Annotated in this window: 14 protein-coding genes; 5 read left to right on the top strand and 9 right to left on the bottom strand. The window is 73.1% G+C overall.

Features of this window, described 5'->3' with window-relative positions:
* Nucleotide 1 precedes the first annotated feature (1 nt).
* Together ACH4K1_RS11010 and ACH4K1_RS11005 are read right to left on the bottom strand one after the other, a co-directional pair.
* Nucleotides 2-1,222: an acetyl-CoA C-acetyltransferase gene (locus ACH4K1_RS11010; protein WP_398088495.1), complete on the bottom strand. Its 1,221-nt coding sequence runs from the start codon at nt 1,220-1,222 to the stop codon at nt 2-4.
* 236 nt (nt 1,223-1,458) lie between these two features.
* Nucleotides 1,459-2,460, bottom strand: a complete 1,002-nt coding sequence (locus tag ACH4K1_RS11005) for an SGNH/GDSL hydrolase family protein (RefSeq protein ID WP_398088851.1) — start codon at nt 2,458-2,460, stop codon at nt 1,459-1,461.
* A 159-nt stretch (nt 2,461-2,619) separates the two neighbouring features.
* Between ACH4K1_RS11005 and ACH4K1_RS11000 the strand changes: the two genes are divergently transcribed.
* Entirely contained in the window at nt 2,620-4,026 is a 1,407-nt protein-coding gene (locus ACH4K1_RS11000; RefSeq protein ID WP_398088494.1) for a cystathionine beta-synthase, read from the top strand.
* A 322-nt stretch (nt 4,027-4,348) separates the two neighbouring features.
* Here the strand turns inward: ACH4K1_RS11000 and ACH4K1_RS10995 are convergent, their stop codons facing one another.
* Together ACH4K1_RS10995 and ACH4K1_RS10990 are read right to left on the bottom strand one after the other, a co-directional pair.
* Nucleotides 4,349-4,765 (bottom strand): hypothetical protein, encoded by a 417-nt coding sequence (locus tag ACH4K1_RS10995; RefSeq protein ID WP_398088493.1) that lies wholly within the window; start codon nt 4,763-4,765, stop codon nt 4,349-4,351.
* 63 nt (nt 4,766-4,828) lie between these two features.
* Nucleotides 4,829-6,103, bottom strand: coding sequence for an MFS transporter (locus tag ACH4K1_RS10990; protein ID WP_398088492.1), 1,275 nt, complete (start codon nt 6,101-6,103; stop codon nt 4,829-4,831).
* 386 nt (nt 6,104-6,489) lie between these two features.
* Here ACH4K1_RS10990 and ACH4K1_RS10985 point away from each other — a divergent pair, with 386 nt between their 5' ends.
* Entirely contained in the window at nt 6,490-7,335 is an 846-nt protein-coding gene (locus ACH4K1_RS10985) for a MurR/RpiR family transcriptional regulator (protein WP_398088490.1), read from the top strand.
* A 31-nt stretch (nt 7,336-7,366) separates the two neighbouring features.
* On the opposite strand, the gene ACH4K1_RS10980 is transcribed toward ACH4K1_RS10985, so the two are convergent.
* The 5 genes from ACH4K1_RS10980 to ACH4K1_RS10960 all read right to left on the bottom strand — a co-directional run bounded on the left by ACH4K1_RS10980 (nt 7,367) and on the right by ACH4K1_RS10960 (nt 11,257).
* The gene (locus tag ACH4K1_RS10980) at nt 7,367-7,741 is read right to left on the bottom strand and encodes a hypothetical protein (RefSeq protein WP_043251497.1); all 375 of its coding nucleotides are present in this window, start codon (nt 7,739-7,741) and stop codon (nt 7,367-7,369) included.
* A gap of 189 nt (nt 7,742-7,930) precedes the next feature.
* Nucleotides 7,931-8,407, bottom strand: coding sequence for a roadblock/LC7 domain-containing protein (locus ACH4K1_RS10975; protein ID WP_398088489.1), 477 nt, complete (start codon nt 8,405-8,407; stop codon nt 7,931-7,933).
* Between the two features lie 38 nt (nt 8,408-8,445).
* Nucleotides 8,446-9,252 (bottom strand): winged helix-turn-helix domain-containing protein, encoded by an 807-nt coding sequence (locus ACH4K1_RS10970; protein ID WP_398088488.1) that lies wholly within the window; start codon nt 9,250-9,252, stop codon nt 8,446-8,448.
* Entirely contained in the window at nt 9,249-9,662 is a 414-nt protein-coding gene (locus ACH4K1_RS10965) for a hypothetical protein (RefSeq protein WP_398088487.1), read from the bottom strand. The genes ACH4K1_RS10970 and ACH4K1_RS10965 overlap by 4 nt, the downstream gene beginning before the upstream one ends.
* 158 nt (nt 9,663-9,820) lie before the next feature.
* A complete protein-coding gene (locus ACH4K1_RS10960) occupies nt 9,821-11,257 on the bottom strand; it encodes an APC family permease (RefSeq protein WP_398088485.1) in 1,437 nt (478 codons plus the stop codon).
* A gap of 133 nt (nt 11,258-11,390) precedes the next feature.
* Between ACH4K1_RS10960 and hutU the strand changes: the two genes are divergently transcribed.
* Genes hutU through ACH4K1_RS10945 form a run of 3 tightly spaced genes read left to right on the top strand, consistent with a single transcriptional unit; the run spans nt 11,391 to nt 15,717 of the window.
* Nucleotides 11,391-13,049 carry a urocanate hydratase gene (gene hutU, locus ACH4K1_RS10955; RefSeq protein WP_398088484.1) on the top strand — a complete coding sequence of 553 codons (1,659 nt, stop codon included), beginning with the start codon at nt 11,391-11,393 and terminating at the stop codon, nt 13,047-13,049.
* Nucleotides 13,049-14,359, top strand: coding sequence for an allantoate amidohydrolase (locus ACH4K1_RS10950; protein WP_398088482.1), 1,311 nt, complete (start codon nt 13,049-13,051; stop codon nt 14,357-14,359). The genes hutU and ACH4K1_RS10950 overlap by 1 nt, the downstream gene beginning before the upstream one ends.
* On the top strand, nt 14,350-15,717 hold the full coding sequence (locus ACH4K1_RS10945; protein ID WP_398088481.1) for a formimidoylglutamate deiminase: 1,368 nt from the start codon (nt 14,350-14,352) through the stop codon (nt 15,715-15,717). Before ACH4K1_RS10950 ends, ACH4K1_RS10945 begins: the two co-directional genes overlap by 10 nt.
* Nucleotides 15,718-15,830: the final 113 nt, after the last annotated feature.

Here is a 15,830-nt window from a genome sequence, read left to right as displayed (position 1 = left end):
CTCAGCTCAGCCGCTCGATCACCATGGCCATGCCCTGGCCGCCGCCCACGCACATCGTCTCCAGGCCGAACTGCTTGTCGTGGAACTGGAGGCTGTTGATCAGCGTGCCGGTGATGCGGGCGCCGGTCATGCCGAACGGGTGGCCGACCGCGATCGCGCCGCCGTTGACGTTGACCTTGTCCAGCGGCAGGCCCAGGTCCCGGTAGGAGGGGATGACCTGCGCGGCGAACGCCTCGTTGATCTCGGCGAGGTCGATGTCGTCGATGGTCAGCCCCGCCCGCCTCAGCGCCTGCTTGCTGGCCTCGACCGGGCCGTACCCCATGATCTCGGGGGAGAGGCCGGAGACGCCCGTCGAGACGATCCGGGCCAGCGGGGTCAGGCCCAGCTCGCGCGCCTTGGTGTCGGACATGATCACCAGAGCGGCCGCGCCGTCGTTCAGCGGGCAGCAGTTGGCCGCGGTGACCAGGCCGTCGGGGCGGAAGACCGGCTTCAGCCCCTGCACGCCTTCCAGGGTGACGCCCGCGCGCGGGCCGTCGTCCTTGGCGACGACGGTGCCGTCGGGGGTGGTGACCGGGGTGATCTCCCGCTCCCAGAAGCCGTTCTTCAGGGCTTCCTCGGCCAGGTTCTGCGACCGTACGCCGAACTCGTCCATCTCCTGGCGGGTGACGCCCTTGAGGCGGGCCAGGTTCTCCGCCGTCTGCCCCATCGCGATGTAGGCGTCCGGGACGAGGCCGTCCTCGCGCGGGTCGTGCCAGCTCGCACCGGACTCCTCGGCGCGGGCGGCGGTGCGGGCCTCGGCCTCGGCGAACAGCGGGTTGTGCGTGTCCGGGAGGCTGTCGGAGTTGCCCTTGGTGAAGCGGGACACCATCTCGACGCCGGCCGAGATGAAGACGTCGCCCTCGCCCGCCTTGATCGCGTGCAGCGCCATCCGGCTGGTCTGCAGCGAGGAGGAGCAGTAGCGGGTGACCGTACAGCCGGGAAGGTGGTCCATCCCCATCTGCACGGCGATGATGCGGCCCAGGTTGTTGCCCTGCTCGCCGCCCGGCAGGCCGCAGCCCAGCATCAGGTCGTCGATGTCCTTCGGGTCCAGCTCGGGGACCTTGGCCAGCGCGGCCTGGATGATCGTGGCGGTCAGGTCGTCCGCGCGCAGGTCCTTCAGAGACCCCTTGAAGGCGCGGCCGATCGGCGAACGGGCGGCAGAGACGATCACGGCTTCGGGCATCACGCGGCTCCAAGAGGCTGGAAGGCTGTACGGCGGGCTGGAAAGGTCCGACGGCGGACTGGAGGGTTCTGCGGACAGGCGGAACTCCTCTGGAAGTTACCCGGACGTATCGCCGGGGTCACCCGGGAGACCATGTGATGCGGACCTCTTTTCTAAGCGCTTGCTCAGGTCGTGCGCCGGGTCTGCGGCCGGACCGGCCCGGGGCCGGGGCGTCGCCCGGCGTGCCCCGGCGCCCCCTACGCGCGGCCGGGGGCGGTGTCCGGGTGGACGTGCGGCGCGGGCTCCGTGGAGACGGGCAGCCGTCGCCGCCTGCGGTACTTGAGGAGGGCCCAGGGCGCGCGGGCCGCCGTGACCTCCGTACCGGCCTCCCGGGCCGCCTGGGAGGCGGCCTTCGCCACCGGGAGGATGTCCTCGCGCCGGGAGCCGTCCAGCCGGTCGCTCTCCGGCCACAGGCCCAGCACCGCGCACAGGGTCGGCAGCACCGCCATCGCCGCCGTGGCGTACCCCTCGGCGGAGGGGTGGTAGTTGTCCGGGCCGAACAGCTCCCGCGGGTTCGCCGCGAACTCGGGGCCCAGCAGGTCGCCCAGCGATACCGTGCGCCCGCCCTGCTCGACCACGCCGATCGTCTGCGCCGCCGCCAGCTGCCGGCTCACGCGGCGGGCCAGCCAGCGCAGCGGCTGGTAGACCGGTTCGATCGTGCCGAGGTCCGGACAGGTCCCGACGACCACCTCAGCCCCCGCCGTCCGCAGCCTGCGCACCGCCGTCGTCAGACAGCGCACCGACTGGGTCGCGGGCATCCGGTGGGTGACGTCGTTCGCCCCGATCATGATCACGCAGACGTCCGGGGTCCGGGCCGGGTCCGCGAGCAGCAGCGACACCTGCCGGTCCAGATCGTCCGACCGGGCCCCCGGCAGGGCCACGTTCCGCAGGTCCACCGGGCGCTCGGCCACCGCCGCCAGACCCGACGCCAGCAGGGCGCCGGGCGTCTGCCCCACCCGCCGCACCCCCTGGCCGGCGGCCGTCGAGTCCCCGAGCATCCCGAACCGCATCGCGTCGTTCGGCCCGGCGAACGCCACCCCGTACCGTCCGTCCGCGCTCGGCGGAACCGGAGCCGTGCCCCCGCCGACCTGCCTCTTCGCGAGCTGGACCTCCGCCAGGAACACGCCCACGGCGGCCGCACCGATCAATCCGATGCCGCCGCCGCCGTAAGCCGCGCCCGCCGCGATCCGCCGTGCCACCCTTGCTCTCGACACAGTCCGGTCCACCTCCTTCTCGCCGTACAGCCGTACACGTACCTACTTGCCCCGCGCGGGGCTCGGTGTACTCCTTCCCGCACGCACAGTGCGTCCCGTACGCATACTCTGGGCCGGACCATCTCGGAGATCCCGGAGTACACGGTGCAATTCCACGATTCGATGATCAGTCTTGTCGGCAACACCCCGTTGGTGAGGCTGCGCAACGTCACGGCAGGTATCCAGGCGACCGTCCTGGCCAAGGTCGAGTACTTCAACCCCGGCGGGTCGGTGAAGGACCGCATCGCGCTGCGCATGATCGAGGCGGCCGAGCAGAGCGGGGAGTTGAAGCCCGGCGGCACGATCGTCGAGCCGACCAGCGGGAACACGGGGGTCGGGCTCGCCATCGTCGCCCAGCAGAAGGGCTACAAGTGCATCTTCGTCTGCCCCGACAAGGTGTCCACGGACAAGATCAACGTGCTGCGCGCGTACGGGGCCGAGGTCGTCGTCTGCCCCACGGCCGTCGACCCCGAGCACCCCGACTCGTACTACAACGTCTCCGACCGGCTGGTCACCGAGACGCCGGGCGCCTGGAAGCCCGACCAGTACTCCAACCCGAACAACCCGCGCTCGCACTACGAGACCACCGGTCCCGAGCTGTGGGAGCAGACGGAGGGGAAGATCACCCACTTCGTCGCGGGCGTCGGCACCGGCGGCACGATCAGCGGCACCGGGCGCTACCTCAAGGAGGTCAGCGACGGCGCGGTCCAGGTCATCGGCGCGGACCCGGAGGGCTCGGTCTACTCCGGCGGCTCCGGCCGTCCCTACCTGGTCGAGGGCGTCGGTGAGGACTTCTGGCCGAGCGCCTACGACCGGAACGTGACCGACGAGATCGTCGCGGTGTCCGACAAGGACTCCTTCCAGATGACCCGGCGCCTCGCCAAGGAGGAGGGGTTGCTCGTCGGCGGCTCCTGCGGCATGGCGGTCGTCGGGGCCCTGGAGGTCGCCAAGCGGCTCGGGCCCGACGACGTCGTCGTGGTGCTGCTCCCCGACAGCGGTCGCGGCTACCTCAGTAAGATTTTCAACGACGAGTGGATGGCCGACTACGGCTTCCTGGAGGACTCCGGCACCTCCGCCCGGGTCGGCGCGGTCCTGGACTTCAAGGAGGGCCCGATGCCCTCCCTCGTCCACATGCACCCGGAGGAGACGGTCGGCGAGGCCATCGAGGTGCTCCGCGAGTACGGCGTCTCCCAGATGCCGATCGTGAAGCCCGGGGCCGGCCACCCGGACGTGATGGCCGCCGAGGTCATCGGCTCCGTCGTGGAGCGGCAGCTGCTGGACGCCCTGTTCACCCAGCGCGCCTCGCTGGGCGACCCGCTGGAGAAGCACATGTCGGCCCCGCTGCCGCAGGTCGGCTCGGGCGAGCCGGTCGAGGATCTGATGGCCGTGCTCAGCGGCGCGGACGGCGCGGACGCGGCGATCGTGCTCGTCGAGGGCAAGCCCCAGGGCGTCGTGAGCCGCCAGGACCTGCTGGCGTTCCTCGCGAAGGACGCGGGCGCGGCCAAGGCGTGACGCCCCGGCCGGACGCGTCGGGGCGGGGCGTCGCGAAAACGGAACGAGCACGTCACGTGTGCGCAGCACCCGCTTAACACGCATCCGGCACAGTGGCGGGTGCCGGTGGGGAAACCTGTCGGCGCCAGAACGGCGACACCGGACTACGGAGCGGCTCCCGGACCTCCACCGTCGCCCGGACGCGGGACACCGGCCCTGACCCGGCCCGCGTCCCTCGCGGGGACCGCCGTCGTCCCGCCCCCCGGGCGACCGGGGGTGCGGCGGTCCCCGCGCCGTGCTCCGGACATGCCGTGCGGACTCCGGCCCGGGGCGGGGCCGCGCCTCAGTCCCGCCAGTCGGACCGTGCTCGCCCGCTCCGGCGGCGGAACAGGGCCCCGCCCCGGGCGGCCTGGAACGCGTTGACGCCGACGATGCCGAGCCAGGCCACCACCAGCCCCTCCAGGTCGGCGTTCACGACACCGATCGCGGACAGCGGAACGGCCAGGACCAACGAGACGATCCCCAGGCCGTGCCGCTCCCCGAAGCTCCCCGGCTCCGCCGGGCGCGACGGCCGGGCGGCGACCGTCCGCTGCTCGGCGAGCTGGTGCCGGACCCGGCGGTCGAGCGTCGTGTCGAGGCGCTGCTCGACCTTCTCCAGGAACGAGTCGATGAGCGCGGGCTCGTACTCCGCGCCGAGCTCGCCACGCGCCTGGAGGGTGGCGGCGAGCTCCTTCTTGAGCTCGTGGTCACGGGTTTCCATACCGATGACGGTACGGAGGCGGGGCCTTGAGGACACGGGGGCTAACCCCCGTATTGCATAGGGCTAACCCCCCGTACCACCGGCGGGCTCCGCCGCCGTGCCGGTGGCCGCCCGCGCCCCTCGGAGAAGCACCGGGAGCCACAGGAGGCATGCCAGCAGGGGCGCCGCGGCGTAGGCGGCCATGCCCGCACCGGGGCCCAGCCCGTCCATGAGCACGCCGAGGACGAGGTAACCGGCGCCGATGAGCACCGACTCCACGAAGGCGATCATCGACAGCAGGCTCGCCCGGTGGCGCGAGGGCACCGCCTCGTTGAACACGTTGTCCACGATCACGGCGGTGATCTCGGGGACGCCGGTCAGGAGCAGGAACGCGGCGGCGGTCACCCACACGAGGCCGAGGCCGCTCAAGCCGAGCGCCCCGGCGAGCGCCAGAAGGGAGACCGGGACGACGGCCCGGTACCCGAAGCGCCGGTCCACCCGGTCCGACAGCAGGGGAGCGAGTCCGCCGACGAAGAACCCCGCCGCTATGACCGCACCGACCGCCGCCGCGCCCGCCCCCTGGTCGGAGAGGGTCCTCTGGGTGAAGACGAAGTACGGCGTCAACGTCGCGTGCATCAATCCGGAGACCACGACAAGCGTCACGAGCGACGGCGTGGCGACGCGGAGCACCGCCCGCCACGCCGTGGCGTCCCCCGGCCCCTCCCCTCCCCGGCCCTGCTCGTCCACCGCGTCCGTACCGCGGATCTCGGGCACCCGTGACACCAGCACCGCCACCGCCAGGACCAGGCACGCCGCCGAACCGGCGTAGACGATCCCCCAGGAGCCCCGCTGCAGTTGGCCGCCGAGGACGATGGCGGCCCCCGAGGCGACCGTCCCGAGCACGGCGAACCGGGAACGGACCGCGACGTAGCCGGCCGTCGCCCCCCGGCGCACGAGCAGGTCGTACAGCAGGGCGGTGTCCGAACCGGACACGCAGGCCATGCCCACGCCCTGCCCGATGAACAGCGCCACGAAGACCCCGTAGTCGGAGGAGGCCGTCTGGCCGAGCAGGCATCCGGCGATCAGCACCTGGCCGATCACGATGGAGGCACGCCGGCCGACGCGGTCGGCGATGATCCCCGTCGGCAACTCCGCGACCCCGCTGACCAGGTAGAGCAGCGTCTGCAACAGGGCCACCTGCCCGGCGGAGAAGCCCCGCTGGTGGAGGAAGAGGACGAACACGCCGCGCTGGAACAGCGAGTTGGCGAGTACGGCGTACAGGTAGAAGGGGCGCGCGACCTCTCGCGCCCCGCCGTCGACCGCAGCCGGTCCGTCCGGCGGCTTCGTGGTGTCGGTCACGCTACGGGCACCCCTCTGCGGCTTCGTCGATCACGGGCACCGCGCCTCCGCCGTCGGCCGGCGCTTTCGGCCCATGGCCCGCGAAGGATAGGGAGCCGGATCTGAAGCGCCAACCGTTTTACGGGCGGTGGGCGTCGCGCGGGCGAGGGCCGAGGTCCGCCGCCCGGCCCGTCGAGGCCCCGGCGCCGCCGCGTCGCGCTCGGAGGCGAGGGCCGCCGCCGGAGCCGTGCCCACGCCCGCCGCCCCGCCTCTTCCGGCCCGCCCCGCCCCCGCCCCCGGCCCTGCGACATCCCCCACCACCTTGCATATGGACATACAGCGACCTACCTGGCTGAATGGAACGGTCGGCGCCGGACGGGGCGCGATGGACTCGACAAGGGGACACCATGAGCGGGAGCAGCCCCGCCGCACGGTTGCAGCGGCTCTTCGAGGGCCACCGGCTCACGCCCACCCAGCGGCGCATCGCGCACTGCATGGTCCGCCGGGCCGCCGACGCGCCGTTCCTCTCCAGCGTCGAGCTGGCGGAGCTGGCCGGGGTCAGCCAGCCCTCCGTCACCCGCTTCGCCGTCGCCCTCGGCTTCGACGGCTATCCGGCGCTGCGCAGGCACCTGCGCGAGGTCGCGCCCGCCGACGCGGAGCAGGAGGAGGCGGGGGAGGCGTACAACGAGTACCAGCAGGCCGTCCGCGCCGAGATCGAGAACCTCCAGCACCTCTGCGACGTGCTCGCCGACCCCGCCCCCGTGGAGCGGGCCGGGCGGCTGCTCGCCGGCTCCCGGCCGCTGCCCGTGCTGGGGCTGCGCGCCGCCTCCTCGCAGGCGCGCGGCTTCGGCTACTTCGCCGCCAAGGTGCACCCCGACGTCCGGGTGCTCGAGGAGGGCGGCAGCATGCTGGCCGACCGGATCGACTCCGCGCGCCGCGCCGGGGCCACCGCCCTGATGTGCTTCGCCCTGCCGCGCCACCCCAGGGAGACCGTGGACGCGCTCGCGTACGCCCGGGACCGGGGACTGACCGTGGTGACCGTCGCGGACTCCGCCTTCGCGCCCGTCGCCAAACACAGCGATCTGCTGCTCCCGGCGGCGATCGGCTCCGGACTCTCCTTCGACACCGTCTGCGCGCCGATGCTGCTGGGCCGGGTGCTGCTGGAGGCGATGTGCGACGGACTGCCCGACGCCCAGGCGCGGCTGGAGGAGTTCGACGCACGGGCGGCGGCGCGCGGCCTGTTCGTGGAGTGAGGGCCCAGGGCCCCGCGCCGCCCCGAACGCGTCAGACCTCCAGTTCCGCCTCGATCTTCTTCAGCTGGTGGCGGGCCATGGCCAGGTTCGCCCGGCTCGCGTCCAGCACCAGGTAGAGGAACAGGCCGTTGCTGCCGCGGGTCCTGAGCAGCCGGATCAGGTGGTACTGGCTGTTGAGGGTGATCAGGATGTCCTCGATCTCCTCCTTGAGCCCCAGGTGCTCCATCGTGCGGAGCTTGGCGCGGATCACGTCGGTGTTGCCCGCGGCGGCGACCTCCAGGTTGAAGTCCTTGCCGCCGCCGAGCGTGCCCAGGGCCATCCCGCTCGTGTAGTCGACGAGGGCGACACCCGTGGTGCCCTCGATCGAACTCATCGCTTCCTTCAAAGACGCTTCGGTGTTCGCCATGGAGGCTCGTTTCCTTTCCGTGACCGGTCGCGGTGACCGGGTCCGTTTCTGCACCGGCCTCTGTGCCGATTCCGGTGCCGGTTTCCTTGCTGGCTTCCGTGGTGGTTCCGGGGCGGGGCGGTGCGCGGGCTTCCGCGTGCCGGCTGAGGCCCGATGGGGGCGGTGGTATGGGGTGGGGAGCCGGGCGCTCTACGTCGGGCGCTGCGGCAGGCCGCGGTCGGGCGTGCCGGTGGGGCGTGGGGGGAGGGCACGGGCGGCGGTGGGAGCGGGCCGCTCCACGCGTTCCAGCGCCGCGTCGACGAGCTGGCCGATACGGGCCCCGGAGCGGCGGCCCTCCAGATGGAGCCGGCCGACGTTGATGCGGTCCTCGGCGAGCAGGGTCAGGACGGCGGAGGAGCCTGCGGCATAGGTGGCGATGTAGCCGTTGCCGCCGCGGACGAGCAGTTCGCGGAAGCCGCCGCGGCCGGTGGCGTCCGTCATCCGGATCGAGACCCCGAGGGCGGCGGCGGTGAGGGCGGCGACGCCCTCCGCCTCGACGCCCGGTGTGTCGTGGGCCAGTACCAGACCGTCGGTGGAGGCGGCCAGCGCCCCGGAGAGCAGCGGAACCCGGGCCCGTAACCGCTGGAGCTCGTCGAGGACATCACGTACTCCGGCCTCGGGCACCATCAGCTGTCTCCTCCCGGCACGCTGTCTGAGCGCGCGTATCACAGGGCCTCCAATGCGTCTCGGAGCCGGCGCAGCAGGGCGACGTCGGGGTCGGCCGTCACCTCGGGGAGCCTGATCCGGCCGGGTGCGGAAGCGGCGGGCAGCGGCTGGGCGCGGACCGCCTCCACCAGGCCTGCCGCCGCCAGCCGACGCAGGTCGACCAGGACGTGGAAGGCCGAACGGCCCAGCTGCCGCGCGATGTCGGAGGCTGTGCGGGCCCCGTCGGCCAGCTCCAGGATCGGCCGCTGACGGGCCGGCGCCGGGGCGTCCACGCCGTACGCGGTCGTCCGCAGCGGTGCGCCGTCGCAGGCGGGATCGGGCCAGATCCGGTCCAGGAACTCCCGTCTGCGCAGCGTCTCGCGCTCCACGGCCGCGACCGGTACGGGCCGCACGGGGCCGATCCAGTGCGCCACCCCGTAACGGAAGCGGGCGGGCGTCCCGGTCGGTGCGAGCGCGAAGAACGCGGCGTCGTACAACGCGCCCAGGTGGCACAGCTCCAGGGCCCCGCCCGGAACACGTCCGCTGTCGACGAGATAGCGGCCGACCCGGCGGCGCGCCCCGGCCTGCGCCACGGCGTCCCACCAGCCCTCGTGCCGCAGGGCGCCGCCGACGGTGAGCAGGACGTCGATGCCGGGGGTGGCGGGGCTCTCGGCGTGCACCACCTGGCCGTCGGCGAGGTAGAGCGTGCCGTGGTCGCGCAACAGGGCGCCGGTGGCCCGCTCGGCGGCGAGGCGCCGGAGCATCGGGGAGAGCACCGGAGGCCGGTCGGCGCCGGGGGGTTCGAGGCCGGCGGCTATCGCGCTCATGCCAGCACCAGGCGTTCGGCCAGCTCGCCGAGGCGCATCCGGGCGAGCGCGAGATTGCCCTCCGAGCGGTTCAGCCACAGGTGCAGGAAGACGCTGCTGTCGAAGGCGGTCTCAACGAAGCGGAGCATGTGGTAGCCGTCATGGGTGGTGACGATGACGTCCTCGACGGGCGGGCCCGGCGCCTCGGCGTCCGGGTGGCCGCCGTCCGCCGGGGAGAGCCGGGCGAAGGCCGGCTGTTCGGCGGCCATCCGGGCGACCTCCGCGGTCTCGGCGGCGGTCGCCTCGTGGTCGCCGTTGGGGGACTCCCCGATGGTGCCGAGGGCGAGACCGCTCGTCCAGTCGACCACCGCGGCGCCCCGGGCGCCGGGCAGCTTCATGACTTCGAGCAGGCACTCGTCGATTCCGGGCACGCGGATCTCCCCTCCCGACGTGGCGTACGGCTGTGACGCAGAGGCTACGCAACGTGTGTACGCCGGGAGGGGGTTCTGGCATTTTCCTTTGGTACATGCGGTCCGCGGTGTAAAGGAACGGCCGGAACACGGCGTTCGGCCCGGAGCCCGGGGTTCCGTCAGGCGCCCGGGGCGCCTGACCTCTCGCGGGCCGTCATCACCGCCTTGTTGACGGCCCACAGCCCGATGCCGATGAGCAGCAGGACCCCGGCCCGTACGTACACGTCGGCGCCCCGGTCGGCCAGCGGGCTCGCCAGGACCAGCGAGGTGAGCGCGCCGAGGACGGGCAGGGCCGTGGGCGTACGGAAGTGGCGGTGCCCCACCCGGTCCTTGCGCAGCACCAGTACGGCGATGTTGACCACGGCGAAGACGCAGAGCAGCAGGAACGAGGTGGTGTCCCCGAGCCCCTCGATCTCCCCGGTGGAGACCAGGCCGATCGCCAGGGCGGAGACGAAGACGATCCCCACCCAGGGGGTGCGCCGGCCCGCCAGCACCTTCCCCATCGCGGGTGGCAGGATGCGCTCGTTGGCCATGCCGTAGCAGAGCCGCGAGGCCATCATGATGTTGATCAGCGCCGAGTTGGTGACGGCGAACAGGGCGATCAGCGCGAACAGTTTCGGCGGGAAATCGACGCCCCCGGCCTTCACCACCTCCAGCAGCGGGCCGCTGGAGTCCGCCAGCGTGCGGGAGTCGACCAGGAGCGAGGAGACCAGGGCGACCAGGACGTAGACGGTGCCGGTGAACCCCACCCCGATGAAGATCGCCCGGGGGAAGTCGCGGGCCGGGTTCTTCGTCTCCTCGGCCATGTTGACCGAATCCTCGAATCCCACGAAGGCGAAGAAGCCGAGCGCGGTGGCGCCGAGGACGCCGGTGAGCAGTGCGTACCCGGTGCCGCCGGTCTCGATCTGGGTCAGCCGGCCCGGTTCGCCCTCGCCGCTGAACACGGCGTACGCGCCGATCGCGAGGATCACCGCCAGTCCGCCGACCTCGACCAGGGTCAGGACGACGTTCGCCTTCACCGACTCCGCGACCCCGCGCAGGTTGATCGCGGCGAGGGCGAGCACGAACAGGACCGCGATCAGGGTGGGCGGCACCGCGTCCGTGAACTCGCCCAGGTAGTCGCCGCTGAACGCCCGCGCCGCCGCGCTCGCGGAGGAGAGGCCCGAGCACATCACCATGAAGGCGACGACGAAGGTCAGGAAGGGGACCTTGAACGCCTTCTGGGTGTAGAGCGCGGCCCCGGCCGCCTTCGGGTACTTGCCGACGAGTTCGACGTACGAGGCCGCCGTCAGCAGGGCGACGGCGAAGCCGATCGCGAACGGCAGCCAGAGCGCTCCGCCGACCTTTCCGGCCACGTTCCCGGTGGTGGCGTAGATGCCGGTGCCCAGGATGTCGCCGATGACGAAGAGGATCAGCAGTTTGGGGCCGAGAGCGCGTTTGAGCGGCGGCGATCCGCCGGTGCCGGCGGGGCCGCCGGTACCTCCGGGGCCATCGGCGCTCCCCGGGCGGCGGGGGCTCGTGGGATCACCGCTCGCGGGCGGGTCGGATCTGCTCATCGCTGCCTCCGGGTGGACGCCGGGACGGTAGGAGGGTGTCTTCCCCGCCGCGCTGCGTACCGCACCTGTTGACTACGACTATTCAGCGCATCAGGATGTGAATAGTTTTTCACCGTCGCGAGGAGGCACCGCCATGTCAGGACCCCGCCCCGTACGGGCACCGCGCGGCAGCGCGCTCACCGCCCTGGGATGGCAGCAGGAAGCCGCCCTGCGGATGCTGCAGAACAACCTCGACCCCGAGGTCGCGGAGCACCCCGACAAGCTCGTCGTCTACGGCGGGACCGGCAAGGCGGCCCGCGACTGGCGCTCGTTCGACGCGATGGTGCGCACCCTGGAGACGCTGAAGCAGGACGAGACGATGCTCGTCCAGTCCGGCCGCCCGGTCGGCGTCATGCAGACCCACGAGTGGGCGCCGCGCGTGCTCATCGCCAACTCCAACCTGGTCGGGGACTGGGCCAACTGGGAGGAGTTCCGCCGCCTGGAGGCGCTCGGGCTCACCATGTACGGCCAGATGACCGCCGGGTCCTGGATCTACATCGGCACCCAGGGCATCCTCCAGGGCACCTACGAGACCTTCGCCGCCGTCGCCGCGAAGAAGTTCGGCGGAACCCTGGCCGGGACGATCACGCTGACCGCCGGGCTCGGCGGCATGGGCGGCGCCCAGCCGCTCGCCGTCACCATGAACGACGGCGTCGCCCTCGTGATCGACTGCGACCCGCGCGCCATCGAGCGCCGCATCGAACACCGCTACCTCGACGTGAGGGCCGACAGCCTGGAGCACGCCCTCCAACTCGCCGTCGAGGCCCGCGACGCCCGCCGCCCCCTCTCCATCGGCCTCCTCGGCAACGCGGCCGAACTGCTCCCCCGGATGCTGGCCGAAGGCGCGCCGATCGACATCGTCACCGACCAGACCAGCGCCCACGACCCGCTGGCCTACCTCCCGCTCGGCGTCGACTTCGACGACATGGCGACGCTCGCCGCCGAGAAGCCCGCCGACTTCACCCAGCGCGCCCGGGAGTCGATGGCCCGTCACGTCGAGGCCATGGTCGGCTTCATGGACGCCGGGGCCGAGGTCTTCGACTACGGCAACTCCATCCGCGGCGAGGCCCGGCTCGCCGGGTACGACCGCGCCTTCGACTTCCCCGGCTTCGTCCCCGCCTACATCCGCCCCCTCTTCTGCGAGGGCAAGGGCCCCTTCCGCTGGGCCGCGCTCTCCGGCGAGGCGTCCGACATCCACAAGACCGACAAGGCGATGCTGGAGCTGTTCCCGGAGAACGAGTCGCTGCACCGCTGGATCACGATGGCCGGGGAACGCGTCCACTTCCAGGGCCTGCCCGCCCGTATCTGCTGGCTCGGCTACGGCGAGCGCGACAAGGCCGGCGAGCGCTTCAACGACATGGTCGCGAGCGGCGAACTGGCCGCCCCGCTGGCCATCGGCCGCGACCACCTGGACTGCGGTTCGGTCGCCTCCCCGTACCGCGAGACCGAGGCCATGCTCGACGGCTCCGACGCCATCGCGGACTGGCCGCTGCTCAACGCCATGGTCAACGTCGCCTCCGGCGCCACCTGGGTCTCCCTCCACCACGGCGGCGGCGTCGGCATGGGCCGCTCCATCCACGCGGGCCAGGTCACCGTCGCGGACGGCACGAAGCTGGCGGGCGAGAAGATCCGCCGCGTCCTGACCAACGACCCCGGCATGGGCGTCATCCGCCACGTCGACGCGGGGTACGACATCGCGGAGTCCGTCGCCGCCGACCAGGGCGTCCGCGTGCCCATGACGGAGGACCACTGATGCCCACGGGCACCTGGGGACAGGGCCCGGCCGGTGCGGCCGGACCCACCCCTCCCGGTCCGGAACGGCAGCCGTGGCGTGCCGGTGACTCCTTCCTCTCGATGTGGCGGGAGCTGGCCCCCCTCGGCCGCCACTCCGGCAGCGGCGGCTACCGGCGCTACGCCTGGACGGCCGCCGACCTCGACTGCCGGGCCTGGTTCCGCGCACAGGCCGAGGCGCGCGGTCTCGCGTACGAGACCGACCGCAACGGCAACCAGTGGGCCTGGCACGGCGACCCCCTGGCCGGGGACGCCGTCGTCACCGGCTCGCACCTGGACTCCGTCCCGGACGGCGGCGCCTTCGACGGCCCCCTCGGTGTGGTGTCCTCCTTCGCCGCGCTCGACGAACTCCACCGCAGGGGAGTGGAGTTCACCCGACCGCTGGCGATCGCCAACTTCGGTGACGAGGAGGGCGCCCGCTTCGGCCTGGCCTGCGTCGGATCCCGGCTGGCCGCCGGACAGCTCGCCGTCGCCGACGCCCACCGGCTGCGCGACGGGGACGGGACCACCCTGCCCGCCGCCATGGAGGCCGCCGGATACGACCCCGGCACCATCGGCCCCGACCCGGAACGGCTCGCCCGGATCGGCGCGTTCGTCGAGCTCCACGTCGAGCAGGGCCGCGCCCTCGACCTGACCGGCGACCCCGTCGGCATCGCCTCCGCCATCTGGCCGCACGGCCGCTGGCGGTTCGACTTCCGGGGCGAGGCCAACCACGCCGGCACCACCCGCCTCGCCGACCGCCGCGACCCGATGCTCACGTACGCGGAGACCGTGCTGGCCGCCCGCCGCGAGGCCGAGCTGACCGGCGCCCTCGCCACCTTCGGCAAGATCGCGGTCGAGCCCAACGGGGTCAACGCCATCCCCTCCCTCGTACGCGGCTGGCTCGACTCCCGCGCCGCCGACCAGGCGACCCTGGACGCCCTCGTCACCGGCGTCGAGCGCGCCGCCCGGGAGTACGCCGACCGGGCCGGGATCGACCTCGACGTGGTCCGTGAGTCGTTCACGCCCGTCGTCGAGTTCGAGCACGCCCTGCGCGACGAACTCGCCAAGATCCTCGAAGGCTCCGGCTCCACCCGGCGGCCCGTACCCGTCCTGGGCACCGGCGCGGGCCACGACGCGGGTATTTTGTCCGCCTCGGCCCCCACCGCCATGCTGTTCGTACGGAATCCCACCGGCATCTCGCACTCCCCCGCCGAGCACGCCGCCGAGGACGACTGCACGGCCGGGGTGGAGGCGCTCGCCGACGTACTGGAAGGTCTCGCGTGCAGCTGACACACCGGACGACGGGCGCACCCGTCACCGCCGCCTACTGGACGGACCACGCCTGGCTCGGCACGCACGTCGAGCCGGGCGTCACCCTGGAGGTCGCGGACGGCCGCATCGCCGGGGTCAGGACCGGGGTCGGGACTCCGCCGCCCGGCGCGACCGTGCTGCGCGGCCTGACCCTGCCCGGCCTCGCCAACACCCACTCCCACGCCTTCCACCGGGCCCTGCGCGCCACCGTCCAGGTCGGCGCGGGTACCTTCTGGACCTGGCGCGAGCTGATGTACCGGACGGCCTCCCGGCTCACCCCGGACACCTACTTCGACCTGGCCCGCGCCACCTACGCCGAAATGGCCCTGGCCGGCATCACCGCCGTCGGTGAATTCCACTACCTCCACCACGCGCCGGGCGGCGCCCCCTACGCCGACCCGAACGCCATGGGGGAGGCGCTGATCGCGGCGGCCGCCGAGGCCGGCATCCGGATCACCCTGCTGGACACCGCCTACCTCGCCGCCGGGTTCGGCGAGCAGCCCAACCGGCACCAGCTCCGGTTCTCCGACACCACCGCCGAGGCATGGGCGGAGCGCGCCTCCCTCCTCAAGGGCGACGACCACGCGCTGATCGGCGCGGCGATCCACTCCGTCCGGGCGGTCCCCGCGGACCAGCTGGCCACCGTGGTGCGGTGGGCCGAAGAGCGGGAGGCCCCGCTGCACGTCCACCTCTCCGAGCAGACGGCGGAGAACGACGCCTGCCGGGCCGCCCACGGCCGCACCCCCACCCGGCTGCTGGCCGACCACGGGGTGCTCGGCCCGCGCACCACCGGCATCCACAACACCCACCTGACCGAGGCGGACATCGCCCTGCTGGGCTCCTCGGCCACCGGCACCTGCATGTGCCCCACCACCGAACGCGACCTGGCCGACGGCATCGGCCCCGCCGCCGCCCTCCAGAAGGCGGGCTCCCCGCTCTCGCTGGGCAGCGACAGCCACGCCGTGATCGACCTGTTCGAGGAGGCGCGCGCGATGGAGCTGAACGAGCGGCTGCGCACGCACGTCCGGGGCCACTGGACGGCCGCCGCCCTGATCCGGGCCGCCTCCGCCGACGGGCACGCCGCACTCGGCCGCCCCGACGCGGGCGTGCTGGAACCCGGCGCCCCCGCCGACCTGACCACGGTCGCCCTGGACTCCGTCAGAACGGCGGGGCCGGTGCCCCGACTGGCGGCAGAGACCGCCGTGTTCGCCGCCTCCGCCGCCGATGTGCGGCACACGGTCGTGGCGGGCCGGCACATCGTCCGGGACGGCCGCCACACGCGGGTGGAGGATGTGCCCCGGGCGCTGGCCCGGGCCGTCGCAGCCCTGCACGACTGAGCACCCCGGGCCCCCGCCCCGTACGGCCGGGCGCGGGGGCTCCCCGCCCCGCACGGTTGCGCGCGAGGGCTCCCCGCCCCGTACGGCCGGGCACCGGCAGCCCCCGCCCCGCG

This window comes from Streptomyces sp. NPDC017448 (assembly GCF_044330565.1).
Taxonomy (GTDB): Bacteria; Actinomycetota; Actinomycetes; order Streptomycetales; family Streptomycetaceae; genus Streptomyces.
Note: the sequence above shows the minus strand (reverse complement) of the source record. Positions and strands in the feature narration are given on the sequence as shown.